The sequence below is a fragment of the Nocardioides ultimimeridianus genome, from assembly GCF_054777895.1.
Genome location: NZ_BAAHAB010000023.1, coordinates 96,400 through 120,983 on the forward strand (window position 1 = coordinate 96,400; position 24,584 = coordinate 120,983).

At 72.4% G+C, this 24,584-nt stretch carries 22 protein-coding genes; 10 read left to right on the plus strand and 12 right to left on the minus strand.

What is annotated here, in order from left to right; all coding sequences use genetic code 11:
• The first annotated feature begins 55 nt into the window (after positions 1 to 55).
• From ACYU8V_RS21080 to ACYU8V_RS21105, 6 genes are all read left to right on the plus strand, one after another.
• Complete coding sequence (locus ACYU8V_RS21080; protein ID WP_460850199.1) at positions 56 to 1,546, plus strand: flavin monoamine oxidase family protein; 1,491 nt, start codon at positions 56 to 58, stop codon at positions 1,544 to 1,546.
• A complete protein-coding gene (locus ACYU8V_RS21085) occupies positions 1,543 to 2,145 on the plus strand; it encodes a class II aldolase/adducin family protein (protein WP_460850200.1) in 603 nt (200 codons plus the stop codon). The genes ACYU8V_RS21080 and ACYU8V_RS21085 overlap by 4 nt, the downstream gene beginning before the upstream one ends.
• The gene (locus ACYU8V_RS21090) at positions 2,142 to 3,083 is read left to right on the plus strand and encodes a carbohydrate kinase family protein (RefSeq protein ID WP_460850201.1); all 942 of its coding nucleotides are present in this window, start codon (positions 2,142 to 2,144) and stop codon (positions 3,081 to 3,083) included. Before ACYU8V_RS21085 ends, ACYU8V_RS21090 begins: the two co-directional genes overlap by 4 nt.
• Positions 3,080 to 5,311, plus strand: coding sequence for a neutral/alkaline non-lysosomal ceramidase N-terminal domain-containing protein (locus tag ACYU8V_RS21095; RefSeq protein WP_460850202.1), 2,232 nt, complete (start codon positions 3,080 to 3,082; stop codon positions 5,309 to 5,311). The genes ACYU8V_RS21090 and ACYU8V_RS21095 overlap by 4 nt, the downstream gene beginning before the upstream one ends.
• Positions 5,308 to 5,928: a TetR/AcrR family transcriptional regulator gene (locus ACYU8V_RS21100; protein WP_460850203.1), complete on the plus strand. Its 621-nt coding sequence runs from the start codon at positions 5,308 to 5,310 to the stop codon at positions 5,926 to 5,928. Before ACYU8V_RS21095 ends, ACYU8V_RS21100 begins: the two co-directional genes overlap by 4 nt.
• Before the next feature lie 209 nt (positions 5,929 to 6,137).
• Entirely contained in the window at positions 6,138 to 6,812 is a 675-nt protein-coding gene (locus ACYU8V_RS21105) for a hypothetical protein (protein WP_460850204.1), read from the plus strand.
• A 64-nt stretch (positions 6,813 to 6,876) separates the two neighbouring features.
• Here ACYU8V_RS21105 and ACYU8V_RS21110 read toward each other — a convergent pair whose 3' ends face one another.
• A complete protein-coding gene (locus tag ACYU8V_RS21110; protein WP_460850205.1) occupies positions 6,877 to 9,198 on the minus strand; it encodes a glycosyltransferase in 2,322 nt (773 codons plus the stop codon).
• Between the two features lie 202 nt (positions 9,199 to 9,400).
• On the opposite strand from ACYU8V_RS21110, the gene ACYU8V_RS21115 reads away from it, so the two are divergent.
• The gene (locus ACYU8V_RS21115; RefSeq protein WP_460850206.1) at positions 9,401 to 10,168 is read left to right on the plus strand and encodes a hypothetical protein; all 768 of its coding nucleotides are present in this window, start codon (positions 9,401 to 9,403) and stop codon (positions 10,166 to 10,168) included.
• Positions 10,169 to 10,197: 29 nt separating this feature from the next.
• Here the strand turns inward: ACYU8V_RS21115 and ligA are convergent, their stop codons facing one another.
• Positions 10,198 to 12,291 (minus strand): NAD-dependent DNA ligase LigA, encoded by a 2,094-nt coding sequence (gene ligA, locus ACYU8V_RS21120; protein ID WP_460850207.1) that lies wholly within the window; start codon positions 12,289 to 12,291, stop codon positions 10,198 to 10,200.
• A gap of 162 nt (positions 12,292 to 12,453) precedes the next feature.
• Here ligA and ACYU8V_RS21125 point away from each other — a divergent pair, with 162 nt between their 5' ends.
• Positions 12,454 to 13,092 (plus strand): TetR/AcrR family transcriptional regulator, encoded by a 639-nt coding sequence (locus ACYU8V_RS21125; protein WP_460850208.1) that lies wholly within the window; start codon positions 12,454 to 12,456, stop codon positions 13,090 to 13,092.
• Positions 13,089 to 14,723, plus strand: a complete 1,635-nt coding sequence (locus tag ACYU8V_RS21130; protein WP_460850209.1) for an MFS transporter — start codon at positions 13,089 to 13,091, stop codon at positions 14,721 to 14,723. The genes ACYU8V_RS21125 and ACYU8V_RS21130 overlap by 4 nt, the downstream gene beginning before the upstream one ends.
• A gap of 19 nt (positions 14,724 to 14,742) precedes the next feature.
• Here ACYU8V_RS21130 and ACYU8V_RS21135 read toward each other — a convergent pair whose 3' ends face one another.
• The 3 genes from ACYU8V_RS21135 to ACYU8V_RS21145 are packed head-to-tail and all read right to left on the minus strand — an operon-like array spanning position 14,743 to position 18,045.
• The gene (locus ACYU8V_RS21135) at positions 14,743 to 15,723 is read right to left on the minus strand and encodes a uroporphyrinogen decarboxylase/cobalamine-independent methonine synthase family protein (RefSeq protein ID WP_460850210.1); all 981 of its coding nucleotides are present in this window, start codon (positions 15,721 to 15,723) and stop codon (positions 14,743 to 14,745) included.
• Positions 15,720 to 16,844: a tRNA 2-thiouridine(34) synthase MnmA gene (gene mnmA / locus ACYU8V_RS21140; protein ID WP_460850211.1), complete on the minus strand. Its 1,125-nt coding sequence runs from the start codon at positions 16,842 to 16,844 to the stop codon at positions 15,720 to 15,722. The genes ACYU8V_RS21135 and mnmA overlap by 4 nt, the downstream gene beginning before the upstream one ends.
• A gap of 13 nt (positions 16,845 to 16,857) precedes the next feature.
• On the minus strand, positions 16,858 to 18,045 hold the full coding sequence (locus ACYU8V_RS21145; protein WP_460850212.1) for a cysteine desulfurase family protein: 1,188 nt from the start codon (positions 18,043 to 18,045) through the stop codon (positions 16,858 to 16,860).
• 90 nt (positions 18,046 to 18,135) lie between these two features.
• On the opposite strand from ACYU8V_RS21145, the gene ppk2 reads away from it, so the two are divergent.
• Positions 18,136 to 19,026 carry a polyphosphate kinase 2 gene (gene ppk2 / locus ACYU8V_RS21150; RefSeq protein WP_460850213.1) on the plus strand — a complete coding sequence of 297 codons (891 nt, stop codon included), beginning with the start codon at positions 18,136 to 18,138 and terminating at the stop codon, positions 19,024 to 19,026.
• Positions 19,027 to 19,030: 4 nt separating this feature from the next.
• Here the strand turns inward: ppk2 and ACYU8V_RS21155 are convergent, their stop codons facing one another.
• From ACYU8V_RS21155 to rplU, 7 genes are all read right to left on the minus strand, one after another.
• Complete coding sequence (locus ACYU8V_RS21155; RefSeq protein WP_460850214.1) at positions 19,031 to 19,339, minus strand: DUF3349 domain-containing protein; 309 nt, start codon at positions 19,337 to 19,339, stop codon at positions 19,031 to 19,033.
• The gene (locus ACYU8V_RS21160) at positions 19,336 to 19,656 is read right to left on the minus strand and encodes a hypothetical protein (RefSeq protein WP_460850215.1); all 321 of its coding nucleotides are present in this window, start codon (positions 19,654 to 19,656) and stop codon (positions 19,336 to 19,338) included. Before ACYU8V_RS21160 ends, ACYU8V_RS21155 begins: the two co-directional genes overlap by 4 nt.
• Positions 19,653 to 20,906 carry an inorganic phosphate transporter gene (locus ACYU8V_RS21165; protein ID WP_460850216.1) on the minus strand — a complete coding sequence of 418 codons (1,254 nt, stop codon included), beginning with the start codon at positions 20,904 to 20,906 and terminating at the stop codon, positions 19,653 to 19,655. Before ACYU8V_RS21165 ends, ACYU8V_RS21160 begins: the two co-directional genes overlap by 4 nt.
• A 251-nt stretch (positions 20,907 to 21,157) precedes the next feature.
• Entirely contained in the window at positions 21,158 to 22,255 is a 1,098-nt protein-coding gene (gene proB, locus ACYU8V_RS21170; RefSeq protein ID WP_460850217.1) for a glutamate 5-kinase, read from the minus strand.
• Positions 22,239 to 23,795, minus strand: coding sequence for a GTPase ObgE (gene obgE / locus ACYU8V_RS21175; protein WP_460850218.1), 1,557 nt, complete (start codon positions 23,793 to 23,795; stop codon positions 22,239 to 22,241). The genes proB and obgE overlap by 17 nt, the downstream gene beginning before the upstream one ends.
• An 82-nt stretch (positions 23,796 to 23,877) precedes the next feature.
• The gene (rpmA, locus tag ACYU8V_RS21180; RefSeq protein ID WP_460850219.1) at positions 23,878 to 24,135 is read right to left on the minus strand and encodes a 50S ribosomal protein L27; all 258 of its coding nucleotides are present in this window, start codon (positions 24,133 to 24,135) and stop codon (positions 23,878 to 23,880) included.
• 28 nt (positions 24,136 to 24,163) lie between these two features.
• Positions 24,164 to 24,466, minus strand: a complete 303-nt coding sequence (gene rplU, locus ACYU8V_RS21185) for a 50S ribosomal protein L21 (protein WP_460850220.1) — start codon at positions 24,464 to 24,466, stop codon at positions 24,164 to 24,166.
• Positions 24,467 to 24,584: the final 118 nt, after the last annotated feature.

Below are 24,584 nucleotides of genomic sequence, written 5' to 3' on the forward strand. Positions count from 1 at the left end.
GCCCGGAGACCTACACCGTGTAACCCACCCTGGATCCCCTGCGAGAGGCCTCCCGATGCAGCACACCGTCGGACAGCTCCTGAGCCGTCGTACCGTCGTCGCCGGAGCGGCCGGCGGCCTCGCCGCCACGACCCTGCTCACCCACGCCGACATCGCCAACGCCGTCACCACGCGCGGCCCCCTGCCCCGCAAGGTCGACGCGGTCGTGGTGGGCGGCGGCCTCTCCGGCCTCACCGCGGCACGGCGGCTGCGCAGGGCGGGCCACTCGGTGCTCGTCCTCGAGGCCCGCGACCGGGTCGGGGGCCGGCTGCTCAACCACCACCTCGACCGGACCCACGTCATCGAGGCCGGCGGCGCGTTCGTCGGCCCCACCCAGGACCACATCCTCGCGCTCGCCAAGGAGCTCGGCGTCGCGACGTTCAAGGAGTACGTCGCCGGCGACAACGTCTACATCAAGGGCGGCAACCGCTCGACGTACACCGGCACGGTGCCCACCGACCTACTCGTGCTCCCCGACGCCCTGCTGCTGCAGAGTCGGATCGACGACATGGCCAAGCAGGTCGACGTGAACGCGCCCTGGAAGCACCCGCAGGCAGCGCAGCTGGACGCGATCAGCGTCGCGGACTGGGTCAAGCAGAACACCCTGCTGCCCGACGTCCGCAACCTGCTGCTGTGCTACCTGCAGCCGTGCTTCGGCTCCGACGGCCACAACATCTCGATGCTGTTCTTCCTCTGGTACATCGCGACGGCGGGCGACGAGAAGAACGTGGGCACCTTCGAGCGCTCCTCCGGTACGCCGGACGCCGCACAGGACTCCCGCTTCGTCATGGGCTCCCAGGAGGTGCCGCTGCGGCTCGCCGCCGGCCTCGGCGACCGGGTCGCCCTCAACGCGCCGGTCCACCGGATCGCGCAGCACGACGGGCACGTCGACGTCACCACGCCGCGCGGGACGGTGCGCGCGAAGCGCGTCATCGTCGCGTGCCCGCCGCACCTGGTGCTCGGCATCGACTGGCACCCGGTCCTGCCCACGCGCCGGCACAACCTGCTGCGGCACATGCCCATGGGCCACCTGATGAAGGTCGACGCGGTCTACGACACGCCGTTCTGGCGGGCGCAGGGCCTGTCCGGCTCGGGCCTGGCCGACGCCGGCCCGACGCGTGCCGTGTTCGACAACTCCCCCGCCGACGGGAAGTACGGCGTCCTGCTGGCGTTCGTGGGCGGGTCGACGTGGGGGAAGTACGGCCGGCTCCCCCGGGCCGAGCGCCGCCGGGCGATGCTGCAGGGGTTCGCCCAGATGTTCGGCGACCGGGCGCTGCACCCGATCGAGTACACCGAGCACGACTGGACGCTCGAGCGCTGGACCGGCGGCGGCCCGGTCGCGCTGCCGACCCTGGGCGCGGTGAGCACCTGGGGCAGCAGCATCCGTACGCCGTTCCGGCGGGTCCACTGGGCCGGCACCGAGACCTCGACGTACTGGTCGGGCTACATGGACGGCGCCGTCCGCGCGGGCGAGCGTGCCGCACGGGAAGTCGCGGCACTCCTGTGAGAGCCGCCGTCGTCCAGGCCTGCCACCGGCTCGCCGCCGCGGGCCTGCTGATCGGCACCGCCGGCAACGTCAGCGTCCGTGACGGTGGGACCGTGTGGGTCACGGCCAGCGGAGCGGTCCTCGCCGAGCTGACCGAGGACGACGTGGTCGAGGCGACCGACCCCCGCGCGACCTCGGAGGCCGCGCTGCACCTCGGCATCCACGAGACGTACGACGCCGGCGCGGTCGTCCACACCCACGCGCCGGTCAGCACGGCCGCCTCCACGGTGCTCACCGAGCTGCCGGTCATCCACTACCAGCAGCTGCTGCTCGGCGGCGCGATCCGGGTGGCGCCGTACGCCACCTTCGGGACGCCGGAGCTGGCCGAGCACGTGCGCACCGCGCTGGAGGGACGCAGCGCGGCGCTGATGGCCAACCACGGCTCGGTCGCGCTCGGCGCGACGCTCGAGCAGGCCGTCGAGAACGCCCTGCTCCTGGAGTGGCTGTGCACCGTCCACCGCGACGCCCTCGCGTTCGGCACCCCCCGCACCCTGACCGCCCAGCAGCAGGAGGACGTCGTCCTCGCCGCGATCGCCCGCTCCTACGGAGAGAGCCGATGAAGACCACCGACCGTGTGATCGCCTGCGTGGGCGTGCACGTCCTCGACATCCACGTCCGCACCGTCGAGTCCATCCCGGAGGGATCCGACGGCGCCCTCGTCGACGAGATCCGGATGTCCCCGGCCGGCACCGCCGGCGGCACCGCGGTCGTCCTGGCCAAGCTGGGCGCGACCGCGCGCAGCGTCGGCGCGGTCGGTGACGACGCGATGGGCACGACCCTGCTCGGCCTGCTCGCCGACAACGGCGTGGACGTCCGCGGCGTGGCCCGCGTGGCCGGGGTGCAGACCTCCGCGTCGGTGCTGCCGGTCAACGGCGACGGCGAGCGTCCGGCGTGGCACTGCATCGGCGCGAACGGGGCCGTGGCGCTCGACGTCGCGAGCATCGAGGGTGCCGCCCACGTCCACCTCGGCGGGCCGGAGTTCCTCGGCGATGCCGCACTCACCCTGCTGCAGGCGGCGCACGACGCGGGTGCGACGACGTCGATCGACATGCTCGCGCCCGGTGAGCCGATGTGGCTGGACGTCATCGCTCCCCTGCTGCCGCACGTCGACCACTTCCTGCCCAACGACGGGCAGCTGCTCGGTCTCACCGGCGCGGCCACCCTCGAGGAGGCGGCGGAGGTCCTGCTGGACCGCGGCGCCGGCTGCGTCGCCGTCACCGCCGGCGCGCGGGGCGCCTATGTCGCCACCACCGACGGCGGCACCTGGGTGCCGGCGTACGAGATCGAGGTGGTGGACACCACCGGCTGCGGCGACGCGTTCTCGGCCGGCTTCCTTCTCGGCCGCGCGCTCGGTCGCAGCCACGAGGACGCCGCCCGGCTCGGCAACGCGACCGCCGCCCAGGTGGCCCAGGGGCTCGCGACCGACGCGGGCAGCTACGACCTCGCCTCCGTCGACGCGTTCGCCGCCTCCGCCCCGACCCGAGGAGCCACCCGATGATCCGCCCCCGCCGCCTGGTCGCCGGGCTCACCCTCGCCCTCGCCACCGCAGGACTCGGCCTGTCCACGCAGGCACACGCCACGCCGAGCCCGGCCCACCGCACCGCCAGCGCGCCGGTCGTCGAGGTCGGCGTCGGCCAGGCCGACATCACCCCGCACACCGGCGGCTTCAAGGGCGGCTGGGCCTGCTCGTGCGCGAAGGCGCTCGGTCAGCAGACGCGGCTCTACGCCCACGCCGTCGTGCTGCAGCGCGGGTCCCGCAAGATCGCGCTGGTGAGCGTCGACCTGTCCTTCTTCGGCAACGGGATGCTCGTCGACGCCGCACACCTGCTCGCCCGCCGCGGCTTCACGCCCCGCAACATCATCGTCTCCGCCACGCACACGCACGGCTCGCAGATGGGCTTCATGAACTACGGCGCCTACAACACGGTGCTGCCGAGCGTCGACAACCTCGCGGACCTGTCACTGCCGTCCACCCCCGCGGACCAGCTCATGTACAACCTGATGACCCGCCAGCTCGCGACCGCGATCCGGCGCGCCGACGACGACCGCCGCCCCGGCAGCGTCGGTTGGGGCCACACCACGCTGTACGGCGTGACGCACAACCGCAGCCTCGAGGCGCACCTCGCGGACTACGGGATCATCGAGGCGCCCGGCACCGGCACCGTCAGCCAGGACCCGCGCGGCTACGACGGCACGGTCGACCCGGCCGTCAACGTGCTCCGCGTCGACCAGCGGCGCGACGGCCGGTCGGTGCCGGTCGGCGTGTTCACCACCTTCGCCAACCACGGCACGATCGTGCAGCCGGACTTCGACTACTTCTCCGCCGACCACCAGGGCGCCGCGGAGCGGATCCTGTCGGCACGGATCCGGCGGGCCGGCCACGTCCCCGCTTCGCAGCCGGTCGTGACGGCCTTCGCCAACTCCGACGCCGGCGACATGAGCTCGGGACTGGTGCACCGCGGGCCGGCGTACGCCGACCGGATCGGTGCCGCCGAGGCGGCCGCCATGTTCCGGGCCTGGCGCGCGGCCGGCCGGTCGATGACGCGCACGCCCACGCTGGCCGTGCGCTGGACCCGGATCTGCCTGTGCGGCCAGACCGTCGACGGACACAAGACCGACAAGAGCCCGATCCTCGGGCTCGGCCAGGCCGCCGGGTCCGAGGAGGGGCGCACGATCCTCTACCAGCTCGGACTGGCGCACGAGGGCGACCACCTGCCGCTGTCCGGCGGGGTCCAGGGCGACAAGGTGCAGCTGCTCAACGAGTCCGGCGAGATCCCCAACGCGCTGCCGCTGAGCGTGCTCCAGGTCGGCGACCGGATGCTGGTGACCTGGCCCGGCGAGGCCACGATCGGCGTCGGCGCGATGGTCCGCAAGGCGGTGCTGCCCATCGCCCGCGACGCCGGGATGAAGGACCTCGTGTTCGTCGGGTACGCCGGCGAGTACTCCGACTACTGGACCACCCCGGCCGAGTACGAGCGCCAGCACTACGAGGGCGGGTCCACCGTCTTCGGGCAGTACTCCTCGCTGGTCCTGCGCGACGGGCTCGCCCGGCTCGCCCGGTCGCTCGTCGCGGGGCGGGCCGCCCCGGCGGCGTACGCCTCCGACCCGAACCAGGGGCTGCACGTCACCTCGGCCTCGTACGCCGCCGGCGCAGCCAGCGGCGTACCCGCGACCCAGCCGGCGACGACCGCGCGGCTGGGCCACCCGGCGTACTCCTGGACCGGCGGGCCGGACGGCGCGGACCGGCCGGTGGACCGCGCGTTCGTGACCGTCCAGCGGCGGGTCTCCGGCGGCTGGCGGCGCGTCGCCGACGACCTCGGCCTGCAGCTGCTGTGGGGCGTGGACAGCAAGGGCTCGTACACGGCGCAGTGGGAGGTGCCGGTGTCGGCGCCCACCGGTCGCTACCGGTTCGTCGTCACGGCCAAGCGCTACCGGCTCGCCTCGCACCCCTTCACGGTGGCCGCGGGCGCGTTCCTCACGCCCGCCGCCGTGGGCGGGGTCGTCCGGCTCGCGCTCCCCGCGGCCGGCGAGCGTGCCGACTGGACGCCCCGGCCTCGCTTCGCCACCGGCGGCAGCATCCGCTTCGTGGTCGACGGTCGCAGTGTGGTCGTCACCTCGGCGGGCTCGCGCTTCGCGGTGCCCGCGGGCACCCACGTCTCGATCCCGGCCGGCGCGGCACGCGATCGCTACGGCAACACCAACGCCACCGCGGTGACGATCCGATGACGACGCCGGTGACGTCGATCGAGGGGTTCAAGAAGGGCCGCGTCCCGCGCGAGGTGCGGGTGCGCCAGCTCCTCGACCACGCCGAGGCGCTGTTCCTCGCCGAGGGCTACGACGGCTTCTCGATCGAGGACCTCTGCCGGGCCGCCGGCGTCAGCCGCCCCGTGGTCTACGAGCACTTCGGCTCCAAGGAGGGCGTCTACCTCGCGTGCCAGCAGCGAGTGCGCAACGAGTTCGACGAGGCGCTCAGCGCCGCCCTCGCCGGCACCGAGCTCGACGAGATCATCCGGCAGGTCGCCGACGTCTACTTCGGGATGCTCGAGGCCGACCCGCGGCGCTGGCTGTTCGTCTTCGGCTCGACCTCGGGGTTCGCCGGACCGATGGCAGAGAAGCTCTACGACATGCGACTGGAGACCATCCGCGGGATCGCCGCCCTCGCCGCCGCCCTGCGCCCCGACCTGCCCGAGGAGCAGGTGACGGCGGTCGCCCACATGGTCTCGGGCGCGGGCGAGGAGCTGGGCCGCTGGTGGATGCGCAACCGGGACGTCCCCCGGCAGCGGATCGTGGACTACTACGTGGCCGGCACCCGGCTGCTCGCGACGGACCTCCCCCGCATCTGATCCCCTCCCCGGGGCGAGCTGTGGGAATCGACGGCAATTCCGGAGATCAGGGCACAGGCTGCGGAGATGGCTTCTAGGATCACCGGTCTAGTCCAGTGTTTGCCGGCCCGGGAGTCGGATAGAACTCACTCGACACACCACTCTTCAGGGGAGAGAGAATGATCGGGATTGCTTCTGCGCGCCTCCGGCGCGCCTTCGTCGCTCTGACGATGACCACCGCCGCCGTCGCCACCGTGGTCGGCGTCGCCGAGCCGGCCCACGCGGTGACCAGCTGCACCACCAGCACGGTCATCGACGAGGGCGGCAAGACCTCGAACCACGTCATGACGTGGGGCGACTACGAGGCGGTCCACGTCAACGTGACCGCCACCTGCTCCGACGGCCACACCTACGCCGGCGCCGGCACCGTGACGGTCCAGCAGTCGACCAACGGCGGGTCGACGTGGACCACCGTCAGCCCGACCTACACGAACTCGGCCTACTGGTCCCGGTACACCACCAACTGGATCAAGCAGACCTCGATGTTCCGCGCGGTCTACTCCGGCGGCAGCGACGGCACCTACAGCTACGGGAGCTCGTCCGACTCCATCACCATCGGCCTGATCCGCCACACCAAGCAGGCCTCGGGCAAGAGCGTCCGCGGCGGCTACAAGATCAAGTTCGCGATCTCGCCGGCCGCCAGCATCAAGGGCCTGCACGTGACCTTCCAGGTCAAGAACAGCGGCGTGTGGAAGTTCTACAAGCGCCTCCAGGTCAGCCAGTACGGCACCGTGACCACGACCTTCGCGGGCAGCCGCGCCGGCCGGGTCTACCGGATGCTTCTGCCCGGAGGTCGGGGCTTCCTCGCCTCGCGCTACGGCAACTGGACGATCACGCTCTACTGAGCCGGTCCGAGCACCACGCAGCCCCGGGTACGACGTACCCGGGGCTGTGTCGTTCCTGAACGCCTCAGGGACGCCCGTGCGTGGCTGTCGCCGTCGGATGCACCGGGGCGGTGTGCGTCGGCGCCGAGCGGGTCGGCGTCGAGGTCGGCCTGCCGCCCTGGGTCGGCGTGCTCGCCTGGGTGGGCTTCGTCTGGCCGCCGGCGTTCGTGGTCGGCGCGGCCGCCGAGGTGACCGGCGTCCGCGTGCGACCGCCCGGAGCGGTGCTCGTCGGCTGGCCCGCCGCGGCACGACTGGTCGCGCTGCCGACCGCGGTGGCGGTGGTCGCGGTGGTCGCGGCGGTGGTGGCAGAGGTGCTGCCCGTCGTCGCGGCGCTGCTCGCCGACGGCGACGGCTTGCGCGGCACGACCGGGGACGGCCGCGCGGTGCGCGAGGTGATGTCGGAGAATCGCGGGTTGCCCACGGGCGCCGCGAACGCCACCAGCGCGACCGCGCCGAGGGCGGCGACCGCCAGCACCACCCCGCCCCGCCGGGCGGGGCGGCCCCAGCTGGCCAGACCCGCGCGGCGCATCCGCCGCAGGTCCTCGGGCAGGTCGGCCCGGATCGCGGCCAGGCTGTTGTACGGCGCCGCGGCGAACCCGAGGCCCTGGACCAGCAGCAGCGCGCCGACGAACGCCCCGGCCCAGGTGCCCTGCGCCAGCGTCAGCACGCCCAGCAGGAGGCAGCCGACCGCGACGACGGTCTCGAACCGGTTGCCGCGCAGCGCGTCGATCGGCCGCGGATCGCCCTTCACCTTCGGGGTGCGCAGGAAGACGCCGTGGCGGGCGAACATGCCGCGGAAGGTCGCCTGCGCGACCGTCCACCCGAGCGCCAGCCAGATCCCGAACGCACCGATCGCCTCGCCCCAGCTGGCGCCCGAGGTACGTCGTACCAGGGCGAGCGAGCGGAGCGCCCCGAGCAGGACCAGCGCCGCCACACAGACCAGCACCAGGCCGCTGAGCCGGCGCACGACCACGCCCTCGCCGACGAGCTGGTCCAGGCCGCCCACGACCAGGAAGCCGGTGAACACCAGCCCGGCGAGGTCGCCGAACCACTGCAGCCCGCCGACCAGGTAGGACCAGCGCTGGGCGAAGGTGAGCTGGTTGTCCGGCGTACGACGTCCGGGCAGCAGGGAGCGCCAGTGCATCCGCATGATCTGGATGCCGCCGAAGCACCAGCGGAACCGCTGCCGCTTGAGCGCCTCGAAGGTCAGCGGCATGACGCCGCGGCCGAACGCCTGGTCGACGTGGATGCCGCGACCGCCCGCACGCAGCAGCCGCAGGGACAGCTCGGCGTCCTCGGTGATGCACCACTCGTCCCAGCCGCCCTCGGCGACCAGCGCGGACCGCCGGATCAGGCCCATGGTGCCGCCGAAGATGGCGCCGTTGCGCTCGTTGCGCGACTTCTGGGAGACGTCGAAGAAGTAGCCGTAGGAGTAGTAGAGACGGCGGAAGTACGACGCCTGCTCCCAGTCGCGGTAGTCCTGCGGGGTCTGCACGAAGGAGACCGCGGGGTCGCCGAACATCGGGGCGCAGCTCGCCAGCCAGTCCGGATCGACCAGGTAGTCGGCGTCGACGATGCCGATCACCTCGGCGCGCGGGTCGCTCACCCGCAGCGCCTCGTTGAGGGCTCCGGACTTGAAGCCGGGCCAGTCCTCCAGGTGCAGGAAGCGCAGCCGGTCGTGCTGGGCGCAGAACGCCTCGAGCGGCCGCCACAGCGCCTCGTCGGTGGTGTTGTTGTCCACGACGAGCACCTCGTAGGCGTCGTACTCCTGGCGCAGGAGGGCCTCCAGGGTCGCGATGACCATCTCCGGCGGCTCGTTGTGGGTGGGGACGTGGATGCTCACGAACGGGTGGGCGTGACCGGTGGTGACCGGCGGCGCGCTCCAGTCGCGGCGCGCCAGCACGTCGACGAACTCCCACAGGTAGCCCACGCCGATGAGGAACATGAACGCCTCGAGCAGCAGCAGGGCCATGCTGAGCACGAACGACAGCGGATGCAGGTGCGACTCGAGGGTCCACACCAGGACGTAGCCGAGGTACGCCACCCCCGCGACGAGCGCCAGGGCCCAGGCCACGGCACCCCGGGTCGCCCAGGACCGCAGCACCGCGGCCCAGGCTCCGGCGGTCCCGGCGATGAGGACGGCGGCGATCAGGGATCGGCCCGGCCCGGCGTGGAGCAGCGCGCCCAGGCCGAGCGCGCCCAGGCCGGCGGAGGCGATGGCGACGGTCTCGCGTACGCCGAGGGGCCACCGGCCGCGCTCCGGGCGCACCGTGAACAGCAGCAGGGTGGCCGGGACCAGCAGGAGGACCGAGACGACCAGGACGGTCGAGAGAGCACCGAGCAGCACAGTCAAAAGTATCCAGTGCCCACGTCGCACCGGTCCATGCACCTCGCGGCGCACGACGGACAAACTCTCCCGTTCCGCCCCGGCGACCCCGCCTCCGGGGTCATGATGGCGATGGCATCCCTCCCCTGGCTGCGATCGGGCGTTCCCACCCGGACCGGTGCCTGTTCCTTGTGACCGCATCTCGACCCCTGTGGAGAACCCGATGACCGCTTCCGCCATCCGACGCCTGCGCGGCGCGACCGTCGCGCTCGCCCTCACCGCCGCCGCGACCGGCACCGCGATCGCCGTCGCCGGCCCCGCGCACGCCGTGAGCGCGAACTGCTCCACGACCTCGACGCTGACCATCAACGACAAGACCGCCCCGAACAACGGGACGATCACCGATGTCGTCACCTACGGCACGTCCATCACGGTCTCGGCCTCCGTGGCGGTGGGAACCTGCGACAGCGTCGGGGGCGGCGCGCCCACCACCGTCGAGGCGGGCACTCTCTCCATCGAGCGCAGCGCGGGCGTCGGCGGACCGTGGACCACGGTCAAGTCGGTCGACGTCAGCACCGGTGTCACCACCGTCGCCGCGGCCGGGATCTCCGGCAAGGGCTTCCTGCCGGGCAAGACGCTGTTCCGCGCGCACTACGCCGGCACCACCAGCCCCGAGCCGACCGTGGACACCTTCGCCGACTCCTACGCCTTCGGCTGGGCGGTGCCGGTGCGGATCACCAAGCTGGTCAGCAAGCACTGCACCCAGACCGGCTGCACCGACACCCGCCGGATCATCCCGGCGGCCAGCATCGCGGGCCTGCACGTGAAGATGCAGCGCCGCACGGACGGCGCCTGGGCGACCGTCGCGCTGCGCAAGGTGGACTCGACCGGCCTGTTCACGTACACCTTCCGCCCCGGCGCGACGCTGGTCGTGATCCCGCAGGCGCGGGGCTACGCGGGCAGCTACCTCAAGGTCGTCGTCACCCGCTGACGTCGTGTGCTCGTCCGGACGCCGTGGTCTCAGCCCACGGCGTCCGGCCCCTTCTCCAGCAGTACGACGAAGGCGGCCTCGTCGAGGATCCGCAGGCCGAGCTCCTCGGCCTTGGCCGCCTTGGAACCGGCGTTCTCCCCCACCACCACGAAGTCGGTCTTCTTCGACACCGAGCCGGAGGCCTTCCCGCCGCGGGCGATGATCGCCTCCTTGACCGAGTCGCGGGTGAAGCCCTCCAGGCCGCCGGTGACGACGACGGTGAGGCCCTCGAGCGTCTGCTCGACCGACTCGTCGCGCTCGTCGGCCATCCGCACGCCCGCGGCGGCCCACTTCTCCACGATCTCCACGTGCCAGTCGACGCCGAACCACTCGGTGACGGCCTCGCCGATCACCGCACCCACGCCCTCGGCGTCGGCGAGCTCGGCCGGCGTCGCCGCGCGGATCGCGTCCATCGATCCGAACCGGGTGGCCAGGGCGCGGGCCGCGCTCGGGCCGCAGTGCCGGATGGAGAGCCCGACCAGGACCCGCCACAGCGCGACGTCCTTGCTGGCCTCCAGGTTGGCGAGCAGCTTCTCGGCGTTGGCGGTCAGCACCCGCTCGCCGGCGCCGTCCTGCACTTCGGCCTTCTTGGCGGCCCGGGTGAACAGCGGCGTGGCCAGCAGCTTCTCGGCGGTCAGGTCGAAGATGTCGCCTTCGTTGGCGACCGCACCGGACTGGTGCAGCGCGACCGCGGCCTCCCAGCCCAGCCCCTCGATGTCGAAGGCACCACGGCCGGCGACGTGGTTGATCCGCTCCACGACCTGCGCCTCGCAGTCACGGTGGTTGGGGCAGCGCCGGTCCTTGTCGCCGGCCTTCTGCTCGACCAGCTCGGTGCCGCAGGCCGGGCAGACCGTCGGCGGCACCCACGCCGGCAGGCCCTCGGGCCGCAGCGCGAGCACCGGGCCGAGGATCTCCGGGATCACGTCGCCGGCCTTGCGCAGGATGACGGTGTCCCCGGGGCGGACGTCCTTGCGGGCGACCTCGTAGAAGTTGTGCAGGGTCGCCATCTCGACCGTGGAGCCCGCGACCTTGGTCGGCTCCATCACCCCGAACGGCGTCACACGACCGGTGCGCCCGGTGTTGACCTGGATGTCGAGGAGCTTGGCGTGGACCTCCTCGGGCGGGTACTTGTAGGCGATGGCCCACCGGGGCGCCCGGCTCGTCGAGCCGAGCGAGCGCTGGGTGGCGACCTCGTCGACCTTCACCACCACGCCGTCGATCTCGTGGTCGAGGACCGCGGTGTCGTGGCGGTGCTCGCCCCAGTAGTCGATGTAGGCGCGGACCTCCGCGACGCTGCCGAGGACCTTCACCTTCTCCGAGACGGGCAGGCCCCAGGCGGCGAGCGCGGCGTACGCCTGCGACTGGGCGGTGGGCTCGAAGCCGTCGCGCGCGCCGATGCCGTGGCAGACCATGGTCAGGTTGCGTGACGCGGTGACCTTCGGGTCCTTCTGCCGCAGCGAGCCGGCCGCGGTGTTGCGGGCGTTGGCGTAGAGCGGCTTGCCGGCGGCCAGCTGCTCCTCGTTGATCCGCTCGAAGGTCGCGGTCGGCAGGTACACCTCGCCGCGGACCTCGACCAGCCGCGGGACCGGGAACTCCTTGGTCCCCGTGAGCCGGCGCGGCACGGCGGCGATCGTCTCGACGTTGGGCGTGACGTCCTCGCCGGTGGTGCCGTCGCCGCGGGTCAGCGCGCGGGTCAGGACGCCGTCGGTGTAGAGCAGGTTGATGGCCAGGCCGTCGACCTTGAGCTCGCACAGCAGGGCCGGGGTGCGCCCGGTGTCGCGCAGCACGCGGTCGAACCAGGCCTCCAGCTCGTCAGAGCTGAAGGCGTTGTCGAGCGACTCCATCCGCTGGAGGTGGTCGTACGCCGCGAAGTCGGTGTACGCCCGGCCCATCACCCGTTGCGTGGGGCTGTCCGGGGTGATCAGCGCCGGGAACTGCTCCTCCACCGCGCGCAGGTCGGCGAGGAGGGCGTCGTACTCGGCATCGGTGAGGGGCGAGCTGCCGTCGCGGTAGTAGGCGTCGGAGGCCTCCTCGATCGCCGTGACCAACCGGAGGTGTTCGTGCTGGGCCTGCTCCTCACTCATGGGCCCATCCTGCCGCCCGGCGCCGACAGCCGGGTGACCAGCCTCACCGACCCGTGCAAAGAGTTTCGAGAAGAATTCGCTGGCGGGGAATGAAACGGCGTCGTACTATCGTTTGGAACGAAACCGTACCGTTTCATCACACCATCCCGATCGACTGGAGACATGATGTCCCGCCGCCTGATGCCCACCGCCCGTCCGCGGGTGGAGGGCGACCGTGAGCAGGAGATCTTCGAAGCGACCATCGAGATCCTCGGCGACGTCGGCTACGACCGGCTCACCATGGATGCGGTGGCCACCCTCGCGAAGGCCTCCAAGGCCACCCTCTACCGTCGCTGGCAGGGCAAGGCCGCCCTCGTCATCGACGCGATCGTGCACATGAAGGGCCACCACGACGGCTGCGACGAGCAGCCCGACACCGGGAGCCTCCGCGGCGACCTGCTCGCCGCCTTCTGCGGCCAGGGCAGCCTCGCCGACCCGCGCCAGACCGCGATCCTCGGCAGCCTGATCACCGCGATCTCGCGGGACGCCGAGTTCGCCGAGGCGTTCCGCAGCCAGTTCATCGCCCCGAAGGCCGCCATCAACCAGGCGATCTTCCAACGGGCGCTCGACCGCGGCGAGATCCGGCCCGACGTCGATCTCGAGATCATCATCCCCGCGCTGCCGGGGATCCTGATCCACCGCCTCTTCCTGCTCGGCGAGCAGCCGACCACGGACGTCATCACCCGGGTCATCGACCAGGTGATCCTCCCGGCCGTCACCCACGGCCACACCGCCCCTCCTCACACCCAAGGAAAGCAATGACCAACGTCGAATCCCTCGACCCGGTAGGGGCCACCGTCGCCTCCGTCGCGGACGAGCCGGAGACCGCCGCCGTGCCGCACGGCGGGCTGGCGCTCATCCTCATCCTGACCGCGCAGCTGATGGTGGTGCTCGACGGCACCATCGCGAACATCGCGCTGCCCTACATCGGCACCGACCTGCACATCTCGCAGGCCAACCTGACCTGGATCGTCACCGGCTACGCGCTCGCGTTCGGCGGCCTGCTGCTGCTCGGCGGGCGGCTCGGCGACCTGTACGGCCGTCGTCGCCTGTTCATCTCGGGTCTGACCACCTTCGCGATCGCCTCGCTGCTGGGCGGCCTGGCCCAGAACGAGGGCATGCTGCTCGCGTCCCGCGCCCTGCAGGGCGTCGGCGCCGCGCTCGCCGCGCCGGCCGCGCTCGCGCTGATCACGACCACCTTCCCGGCGGGCCCGCAGCGCAGCCGCGCGATGGGCGCGTACGCCACGATGTCCGGCGTCGGCGCCGCCATCGGCCTGATCCTCGGCGGCTGGCTCACCGGCCTCGACTCCGCGTTCGGCTTCGACGTCCACGGCTGGCGGATGACCTTCCTGATCAACGTCCCGATCGGCCTGGCCGCGGCGGCGTTCGCCCCGCGCATCCTCAAGGAGTCCGAGAGGCACGTCGGCGAGCTCGACATCCCCGGCGCCATCACCGGCACCCTCGGCCTGCTCGCGGTCGTCTTCGGCCTGTCGCGTGCCGGCGAGGAGGCCTACGGCTGGGGCAACTGGCAGACGCTGACCTCCCTCGGCGTCGGCATCGCGCTGCTGATCGCGTTCATCAACATCGAGCGCCGGGTCGAGCACCCGCTGCTCCCGGTCCGGATCTTCGCGAACCGCACCCGGGCGACCAGCTTCGTCGCGATGATGATCGCGCCGGCCGCGATGATGGCGATGTTCTTCTACCTCAGCCAGTTCATCCAGCAGATCATGGGCTACAGCTCGCTGCACGCCGGCTTCGCGTTCCTGCCGTTCTCCTTCGGCATCGTGTTCGGCGCGGCGATCTCGTCCAACCTGGTCGGCCGGATCAACCCGCGCTTCATCGCCGGCACCGGCACGCTGATGGCCGCCGTGGCGCTGTTCATGTACACCCAGATCCCGGTGCACGACTCGGCGGCCGACGTCCTCAACGCGCTGGGGACGCACCAGCCGATCGGCGCCGACATCAGCTACTGGGGCCACGTGTTCCCGTGGATCGTCCTGATGTCGACCGGCATGGGCCTGGTCTTCGTGCCGCTGATGCAGACCGCGATGCACCGCATCGAGGCCGCCGACTCCGGCATCGGCTCGGGCGTGCTCAACACGATGCAGCAGGTCGGAGGCGCCGTCGGCGTCGCGACCCTGAGCACCGTCGCGCTGCACTTCTTCCACGGCAAGGCCGATGCGCTGGCGGCTCCGCTCTCCCAGGCGGGCCTCAAGGGCGACGCGCTCAGCTTCGGCCTGTTCCAGGGCAGCTTCCCCGAGGGCGCCATCCACGCGTTCTACGTGGCTGCCGGGCTGATGGTCCTCGCCTCGCTGGTGATCTGGACGTTCCTCGACGTCAAGCACACCGACCTGGCGAGCGACGGCGCGGAGGGTGGCGTCCACGTGGGCTGATCCCCACCCGCTCCACCGGTCAACGGCGCGCGGCCCGGGCCACCCTCTCCAGGGCGGTCCGGGCCGTTGCCGTGTCGGCACCGGCCAGGCCGCAGGCCGGGCTGAGCAGGAGCCGGTCCCCCACCGCGTCGGGGTCCAGGCCGAGCATCTCCAGCCAGCGCAGGGTCGACTCGACCACCTGCTTCTCGGACGGCAGCGGACCGGAGGTGGGTACGGCGCCCAGCACGACCGTGCCGCCCGCCTCGAGTGCCTCGCCGAGCGCGTCGTGACCGCCGGCGTCCAGCTGGGCCAGGTCGACCATCACGCCGGCGGCGCCGGCGCCGCGCACCAGGCCGATCGGCGCATCGGCCGCGCAGCAGTGCACCCAGACGTCGGTTCCGGCCGCGGCGATCACCCAGCCCAGCGCGTCGCTCGCCTCCGGCGGGTGGATCGCCCGGTGCTTGCCGAACCCCGAGGCCGTCGGGATCCGCGCGGCCAGCACCGCCGGCAGGGCGGGCTCGTCGAGCTGGAGCACGATGCGGGCGGCGTCCGGCAGGCGTCGGCGTACGTCGGCGACGTGCTGCTCGACGGCCACGGCCAGCGCCTGCGCCAGCTCGCGTCGGGCGCCGTGATCGGCGAGCAGCTTGTCGCCACGCGGCCGCTCGACCGTCGCGGCGAGCGTCCACGGGCCGACGACCTGGATCTTGAAGTCCCCGGCTCGGCCGGCAGCCTGCTCCTCGAGGGTGTCGAGGTCCTGGCCGAGCAGGCTGCGCGCCCGCCGCTGGTCGAGTGCGGGGGCTCCGGACGTGCCGGTCAGCCGCCAGCCGTTGGGCTGCAGGTCGGCGTCGAGCTCGCCGAGCAGCCCGACGGTGCGCCCGATCATCCCCGCGGGCGCGCCGCGGCCGGGCACCTCGGGCAGGAACGGCAGCTGGTCGTCCAGCTCGCCCAGGACGATCCGCAGGGCCTCGTCGAAGTCGCGCTGGTCGTCACCGGGGAACGAGCCGACGCCGGTGGCCCTCACGCAGACACCCGGCGGGTCGCCGCGATGGTCGCCGAGCCGACGACCCGGCTGCCGTCGTACACGACGACGGCCTGGCCCGCCGCGACGCCGTACGCCGGGTCGAGCAGCTCGACCTCGAGACCGGAGTCGGTGACCTCGACCCGGGCCCGGTGCTCGGCGCCGTGGGCGCGCAGCTGCACGGTCACCGACTCCCCCTCCAGCACCCTGCCTGCCGGCAGCCGGGCGCCGCACCACCGCGGGTCGACGCCGGTCAGGCCCGCGATGGCCAGCCGCTCGTGCGGACCGACCGTGACGGTCGCCGTGACCGGCTCGATGTCGAGGACGTAGCGCGGGCGGCCGTCGGGCGCCGGTCGGCCGAGGTGCAGGCCCCTGCGCTGGCCGATGGTGAAGCCGAACGTGCCCTCGTGCTCGCCTACCTGGGTGCCGGTCTCGTCGACGATCGGGCCGGGGACCAGAGACGGCAGCGCGGGGTCGCGGTCGCTGAGCTTCTCCCGCAGCCAGCCCGCGTTGTCGCCGTCGGCCACGAAGCAGATGTCGTGGCTGTCCGGCTTGTCCGCGACCAGCAGCCCGCGCCGCGCGGCCTCCTCCCGCACCTGGGGCTTGGGGGTGTCGCCGAGCGGGAAGAGCGAGTGCCGCAGCTGGCGCTCTTCGAGCACCCCGAGCACGTAGCTCTGGTCCTTGCCGTGGTCGACCGCGCGGTGCAGCTCGATGCCGCCGTCGTCGGTCGTCCCGAGCCGGGCGTAGTGGCCGGTCGCCACCGCGTCGAAGCCCAGCGCCAGCGCCCTGTCGAGCACCGCCTCGAACTTGATCTTCTCGTTGCACCGCAGGCACGGGTTGGGCGTGCGGCCCGCGGCGTAGGTGTCCATGAAGTCCTCGACCACGTCGGTGTGGAAGCGCTCGGAGAGGTCCCAGACGTAGAACGGGATGCCGATGACGTCGGCCGCCCGCCGGGCGTCGTTGCTGTCCTCGATCGTGCAGCACCCGCGCGCGCCGGTGCGGTAGCTCTTCGGGTTGCGCGACAGGGCCAGGTGGATGCCGGTGACGTCGTGGCCGGCCTCGACCGCGCGCGCGGCGGCGACGGCGGAGTCCACGCCACCCGACATCGCGGCCACGACCCTCATGCTCGGACCCCGCTCATGCGCGGGCGGCGCGGGCCCGCTGCACGCAGGCGCCGATCGCGGCGATGACGGCGTCGACGTCGGCCGCGGTGGTGGTGCGGCCGAGGCTGAACCGCAGCGAGCTGCGGGCCGTCGCGCTGTCGCGCCCCATCGCGAGCAGGACGTGCGAGGGCTGGGGTACGCCGGCGGAGCAGGCCGACCCCGTCGAGCACTCGATGCCCTGGGCGTCCAGCAGCATCAGCAGCGAGTCGCCCTCGCAGCCGGGGAAGGACAGGTGCACGGTGCCGGGCAGCCCGTCGCCGCTGTTGAGCTCCGCGTCGGGCACGGCCGCGAGCACGCCGGCGACCAGTCGCTCGCGCAGGGCGGTGAGCCGCTCGGCGTACTCGGCCTGGCCCTTGACGGCCGCCTCGACGGCCGCCGCGAACCCGGCGACCGCGGGCGCGTTGAGGGTGCCGCTGCGGATGTCGCGCTCCTGGCCGCCGCCGTGCAGCAGCGCGGTCAGGTCGGCCTCGCGGCGTACGACGAGCGCACCGACCCCCTGCGGCCCGCCCAGCTTGTGCCCGGTCAGCGAGAGCGCGTCCACCCCGGACGCGGCGAAGTCGACGGGCACCGCGCCGACGGCCTGGACGGCGTCGGTGTGCACCGGGATGCCGTGCACGGCGGCCAGCGCGACGACCTCGGCGATCGGCTGGAGCGTGCCGACCTCGTTGTTGGCCCACATCACCGAGATCAGCGCGACCGCGTCGGGGTCGCGCTCCACCGCGGCCCGCAGCGCCGCCAGGTCGAGGCGTCCGGCGCCGTCGACGACCACCAGCTCGACCTCGGCGCCCTCGTGCTCCTCCAGCCACTCCAGTGGATCGAGCACGGCGTGGTGCTCGATCGTCGTGGAGATCACCCGCACCCGGCGGGGATCCGCGTCCCGCCGCGCCCAGAACAGGCCCTTGACGGCGAGGTTGTCGGCCTCGGTCCCGCCGGAGGTGAACACGACCTCGCCGGGCCGGCAGCCCAGCGCCCGGGCCAGCGTCTCGCGCGACTCCTCGACGACGCGGCGGGTCCGCCGGCCGGAGGCGTGCAGCGAGCTGGCGTTGCCCACGTCGCGCAGGTGCGCGGTCATCGCCTCGAGCGCCGCGTCGACCATCGGGGTGGTCGCGGCGTGGTCGAGGTAGACGGTGCGCTCGCCGGAGCGTCCGGAGGTAGCAGTCATGACGCCCCCAGCCTACGGCGCGGAGGTGCGGACCCCTGACCACAGGTTGCGTTCGCCCCACGTTCATCCCGCGCGTCTACGTTCCGGGCCATGCAGAAGGACATCCGGGAGTACATCGACCGGCTCGCCGTCGAGGGACACACCATCGGCGAGGACCACGACGACGACCCGGTGCTGATCGACGCGACCGGACGGGCCGTCGACACCTGGCGGGAGAACTACCCGTACGACGAGCGGATGCCGCGCGCGGAGTACGACGAGCTCAAGTACCTGCTGCAGGTCGAGCTGATCAAGTTCCAGAACTGGCAGCAGCGCACCGGTCACCGCCACGTCGTGCTCTTCGAGGGCCGGGACGCGGCGGGCAAGGGCGGCACGATCAAGCGGTTCATGGAGCACCTCAACCCGCGCCACGCCCGCACCGTCGCGCTCGTGAAGCCGACCGAGCGCGAGCAGTCGCAGTGGTACTTCCAGCGCTACATCACCCACCTGCCGGCGGCCGGGGAGCTCGTGCTCTTCGACCGCAGCTGGTACAACCGCGCCGGCGTCGAGCGGGTGATGGGCTTCTGCTCCGACCGCGAGTACGAGACCTTCATGGAGCAGGCGCCGCGCTTCGAGCGGATGCTGGTGGAGTCGGGCATCTCGGTCACCAAATTCTGGTTCTCGGTGACGCGCTCCGAGCAGCGCACCCGGTTCATCATCCGCCAGATCGACCCGGTCCGGCAGTGGAAGCTGTCGCCGATGGACCTGGAGTCGCTCGACCGGTGGGACGCCTACTCCGCGGCGAAGGAGGAGATGCTCCGGCGTACCGATGCCCGCACCGCACCGTGGACCACCATCAAGTCCAACGACAAGAAGCGGGCGCGGATCAACGCGATGCGCTACTTCCTCTCCACCGTGGAGTACGACGGCAAGGACGACGCGCTCGTCGGCCAGGCCGACCCGCTCATCGTGAAGCGCGCCAAGCGGGCCGAGGGCGACTGAGCCGCTACTCCGGGTCCGCGGCGAGCGGCCAGCCGCCGGCGGCGAGCTTGGCCGACACCCGGCGCAGGTCCTCGTCGGTCGAGGCCTGCAGCGCCTGGTCGCGGACCATGGCGCGGATCTGGTCGGCGGTGACCGGCTGGACCCCGTTGGAGATCGACTGCAGGGCGAGCTCGTCGGCGATGGACTCGATGTCGCCCTCGGTCAGGTTGCGGCGCAGCACCCCCAGCACCGGCGGGTAGTCGCGCGGCGGGATGCCCTCGGGGTAGCCGGCACGCAGCCATTCGAGGATCCGGGCGACGGGCGAGGTGCTCATGACTTCGGCTCGATCCAGGGGACGATGTGGTCGAAGGTTAGGTCCTTGCCCTGACCGCTGGCGATGATGAACAGCAGGCCGGCCACGATGCCGTAGGCGACGACGAGGAACATCACCGCGGCGAGCACGTTGCCGAGCGGGTTGGGCCTGCTGCCCACCTCGCCGTCGGCCGCCGTACCGCCGTCGCCGGCCATCGCCAGCCCGCGGATCCCGACGGCGAACACGGCGGGGAGCCCGGCTCCCAGCACCAGCCCGGCGACGAGCACCTTCCACAGCGCCTCGGCGGCGAACCTCAGGTCCAGTCCGAACGCGGTCATGCCACACCTCCAGCAACCTTGGGGAGTACGTCGTCGGGCGAGTCCCACTCCTCGTTGACGTTGTGCGCGCTCACCGGCTGGGAGCGCGACCTCAGGAACAGCGCTCCGGCCACGGCGACGAGCAGTGCGAACTCGACGACCGAGCCGATCGCCAGGCCGGTGTCCGAGGTGCCGGCGATGTGCCCGATCCACCAGGTCGCCGCCCCGACCAGCGCCGCGGCCGGCAGGGTGAGCACCCAGGCCGCGACCATCCGGCCGGCGACGCCCCAGCGGACCTCGGCGCCCTTGCGGCCCAGGCCGGTGCCGAGGATCGAGCCGGTGGCGACGTGGGTCGTGGAGAGCGCGAAGCCGAGGTGGCTGGAGGCCAGGATGACTGCGGCCGACGAGGCCTCGGCGGCGACGCCCTGGGGTGCCTGGATCTCGACCAAGCCCTTGCCGAGGGTGCGGATGATCCGCCAGCCGCCCAGGTAGGTGCCGGCGGCGATCGCGACGGCGCACACCAGCTTCACCCAGAACGGGATGCCCGAGTAGTCGGTCCAGTGGCCGCTGGCGATCAGCGCAAGGGTGATGACGCCCATCGTCTTCTGGGCGTCGTTGGTGCCGTGCGCCAGCGAGACCAGGGACGCGGTGCCGATCTGGCCCCAGCGGAAGCCCGAGTCGGTGAACCGCTCCGCGATGCCCACGGTGATCCGGTAGATCAGCCAGGTGCCGAGCGCCGCGACGATCGCGGCCAGGACCGGCGAGACGAGCGCGGGCAGGATCACCTTGCCGATGACGCCGTCGGGTGCTCCCTTCGCGCGCAGCTTGTCGGCGTGGCCGGCCCAGTTGACGCCGTTGATGCCCAGCGAGGCGATCGTCGCGCCGATCAGCCCGCCGAACAGCGCGTGCGAGGAGCTCGACGGGAGGCCGAGCAGCCAGGTCAGCAGGTTCCAGACGATGCCACCCACCAGCCCCGCCATGACGATCGCGAGCAGGTCGTGGCCGTCGAGGGCGAGTCCTGCCGGCGTACCTCCGCTGCCGTCGTTGAAGGTCTTGACCACCGCGTTGGTGACGGTGAGCGCGACGGCGACCGACAGGAAGGCGCCGATCAGGTTCATCACCGCCGACAGCGCCACCGCGACCTTGGGCTTGAGCGCGCCGGTCGCGATCGAGGTCGCCATCGCGTTGCCGGTGTCGTGGAAGCCGTTGGTGAAGTCGAATCCCAGGGCGGTCGCGACGACCAGCACCAGGACGAGGGTCTCGGGGTTCACGCGCCCACCCTCACCCGGCGAGGGGTCGGGGTCCAGGGATGCCAGAGCATGTTCGCCCGCTGTTCACCACCTGCGCGGCAGCGAGGCGCCGCAGCGACCGAGGCCGAGCGCGGGCCGCCCGCGAGCGCAGGGAGCTTGCGACCGGAGCTCGCGGGCGGACCAAGGTCGGCGAGCGCAGGGAGCTTGCGACCGGAGCTCGCGGGCGGACCAAGGTCGGCGAGGGAGCGCCCGCGGCGACTCGCTCGCGCAATTCAGATGAGCAGGACGAGGGCGTCGCGGTGGACGACCTCCCGGATCCCCTGCGCACCCAGCCGGGCCGCGAGCTCGGTGGAGTCGAAGTTGACCAGGCCGCGGGCGACCGTGGCGCCGTCGGGGCCCACGATGTCGACCGGGTCGCCGGCGGTGAACTCACCGTCGACGGCCGTGACCCCGGCTGCCAGCAGGGAGGCCCGCCGCTCGACCACGGCGCGCACGGCACCGGCGTCCAGGATCAGCGAGCCCTTGGCGTCGGAGGCGTGGCGCAGCCACAGCAGGCGGCTCGGGCGGCGCTTGCCCGTGGGGTGGAACAGCGTCCCCACCGGCTCCCCCGCCAGCGCGGCGCCGGCCAGGGCGGCCGAGGTCAGGACGACGGGGATGCCGGAGCTGGTCGCGATCGAGGCGGCCTCGACCTTGGTGGTCATCCCGCCGGTGCCGACGCCGGCCGCGCCCGCGCTGCCGATCGTGACCGCGGCGAGGTCGCGCTGGCCGCGGACCTCGGGGATGAGCCGGGTGCCCGGGCGGCTCGGCGGACCGTCGTACAGGCCCTCGACGTCGGAGAGCAGCAGCAGCAGGTCCGCGTGCGCGAGGTGGGCGACCAGGGCCGCGAGCCGGTCGTTGTCACCGAAGCGGATCTCGTGGGTGGCGACCGTGTCGTTCTCGTTCGCGATGGGCAGCACGCCGAGCTCGAGCATCTTGGTGATGGTCTGCTGGGCGTTGCGGTAGTGCGCGCGCCGACTGACGTCGTCGACGGTGAGCAGCACCTGCCCGGCCGTGATGCCGTGCCGCGCGAGCTCCTCGGTGTAACGGTGGACGAGCAGCCCCTGACCCACGGCCGCGGCGGCCTGCTGGTCGGCGAGGCCCTTGGGACGGCGCTTGAACCCGAGCGGCGCCAGGCCCGCGGCGATAGCCCCCGACGACACCAGCACGACCTCGGTCCCGCGCTCCCGCGCCAGGGCCAGTACGTCGACCAGCGCGCTGACCCGGTCCGGGTCGATGCCGCCCGCGGCCGTCGTCAGCGACGACGAGCCGACCTTGACCACGACTCGCGAGGCGCCGGTGACGGCGTCGCGCAGGTCAGTCGTCATCACCATCGGCGGCACCGGGGTCGGACTCCAGCCAGTCGGCGTCGGGGTCCTCCGCGGAGCCGATCTCGTAGGCCATCGGGCCGTACTCGTCGGGGCGGTCCAGCCGCCGCGCGACGTCGGCGCGCGTCTCGGTCTCGCCGCGCTCGGGCATCTGCTCCTGGATGTCGCGGCGACGCTGGGCGGCGGGCCGGTCCTCCATGAAGCGGTGGTCCTCACCGCGCCGCGCGAGGTTCTCGGCACCGGCGTCGATGCCGGGGTTGAAGTCGAAGACGACCGAGTCGTCGAGGTGCCCGATGAGCACGGTGTCGCCGGGCTCCGCACCGAGCTTGAGCAGCTTGTCCTCGACGCCGAGCCGGTTCAGCCGGTCGGCCAGGTAGCCCACGGCCTCGTCGTTGCTGAAGTCGGTCTGGCGCACCCAGCGCTCGGGCTTGCGGCCACGCACGCGCCAGCCGGCGCTGGTCCTCGTGATGGTGAAGTCGTCGCCGTCGACGGCCTTGGGCCGCAGGACGATCCGCTCGGCGACCTCGGCCGCGCGCTCCGCGCGAGCCGCGGCGACGATCTCGGCCATCGCGAAGATCAGCTCACGGGTGCCCTCGCCGCTCATCGCGGAGATCTCGAAGACGCGCAGGTCGCGGGCGCGCAACTCGTCGACGACCATGCTCGAGATGTCCCGGCCATCCGGGACGTCCACCTTGTTGAGGGCCACCAGGCGCGGGCGGTCCTCGAGGCCGCCGTACCGGCGCAGCTCGTCCTCGATCACGTCGAGGTCGTCGACCGGGTTGCGGCCCGGCTCCAGGGTCGCGGTGTCGAGCACGTGCACCAGGGCGGCGCAGCGCTCGATGTGGCGCAGGAAGTCGTGACCGAGGCCGCGGCCCTCGGCGGCACCCTCGATCAGGCCCGGTACGTCGGCGACGGTGAACGTCGTCTCGCCGGCCGTCACCACGCCCAGGTTCGGGATCAGGGTCGTGAACGGGTAGTCGGCGATCTTCGGGCGGGCCCGGGAGATGGCGGCGATCAGGCTGGACTTGCCGGCGCTGGGGAAGCCCACCAGGCCGATGTCTGCCACGACCTTGAGCTCGAGGACGACCTCGAGCTCGTCGCCGGGCTCGCCGAGCAGCGCGAAGCCGGGCGCCTTGCGGGTCTTGGAGGCCAGCGAGGCGTTGCCGAGGCCGCCGCGACCGCCCTCGGCGATCACCAGCTCGGTGCCGGCGCCGACCAGGTCGGCGATCAGCTCGCCCTGGGGCGTGCTCACCACCGTGCCGTCGGGCACCGGCAGCACCAGGTCGGCGCCGTGCGCGCCGTTCTTGTGCGAGCCGGCGCCGTGGCCGCCGTTCTCCGCCTTGCGCTTGGGGCTGTGGTGGTAGTCCAGCAGCGTCGTCACGTCCGGGTCGACGCGCAGGATGATCGAGCCACCGGGGCCGCCGTTGCCGCCGTCGGGGCCGCCGAGCGGCTTGAACTTCTCGCGGTGGACCGAGGCCACCCCGTGGCCGCCGCGTCCGGCTGCCAGGTGCAGCGAGACACGATCGACGAAGGTGGGCACGGCCATGGGATCAGTCTTTCAGTAGGAAATGAAAAGGAAGGGCGTCCGAAGCCGGACGCCCTTCCCGTTGAAGCTCAGCGAGCTGGCGTCACTCGCCAGCCGGCAGGATGTTGACGACCTTGCGGCCGCGCTTCTTGCCGAACTCCACGTTGCCGGCGATCAGCGCGAACAGGGTGTCGTCGCCGCCGCGGCCCACGCCGGAGCCGGGGTGGAAGTGGGTGCCACGCTGGCGGACGATGATCTCGCCGGCGTTGACCAGCTGGCCGCCGAAGCGCTTGACGCCGAGGCGCTGCGCGTTGGAGTCGCGGCCGTTCTTGGTGCTCGCAGCACCCTTCTTGTGTGCCATTGCTCAGTCCCTTTTGTCTACGCGGCGGTCAGGCGTTGATCGCGGTGATCTTGACCTGGGTGTACTTCTGGCGGTGACCCTGGCGCTTCTTGTAGCCGGTCTTGTTCTTGTACTTCTGGATGATGATCTTCGGGCCCTTGGTGGCACCGAGGACCTCAGCCGTGACCGACGCCTTGTCCAGGCCGGCGGTGGTGACGGTCTCGCCGTCGACCGTCATCAGCACGGGCAGAGACACCGTCTCGCCGACCGCCGTGGAGACCTTGTCGATCTCGATGACGTCGCCGACAGCGACCTTCTCCTGCTTCGCGCCAGCGCGCACGATCGCGTACACCGCGGTCTCCTTCAGCCAAGCTCGTAACTACCGGTGGGTGAAACTCTGTTTGCTCGCAGCACGCGCGACCGGGGCCGGGTGCCAGCGAGAGATGGGCGCCCTGCGGCGCACCGACGTT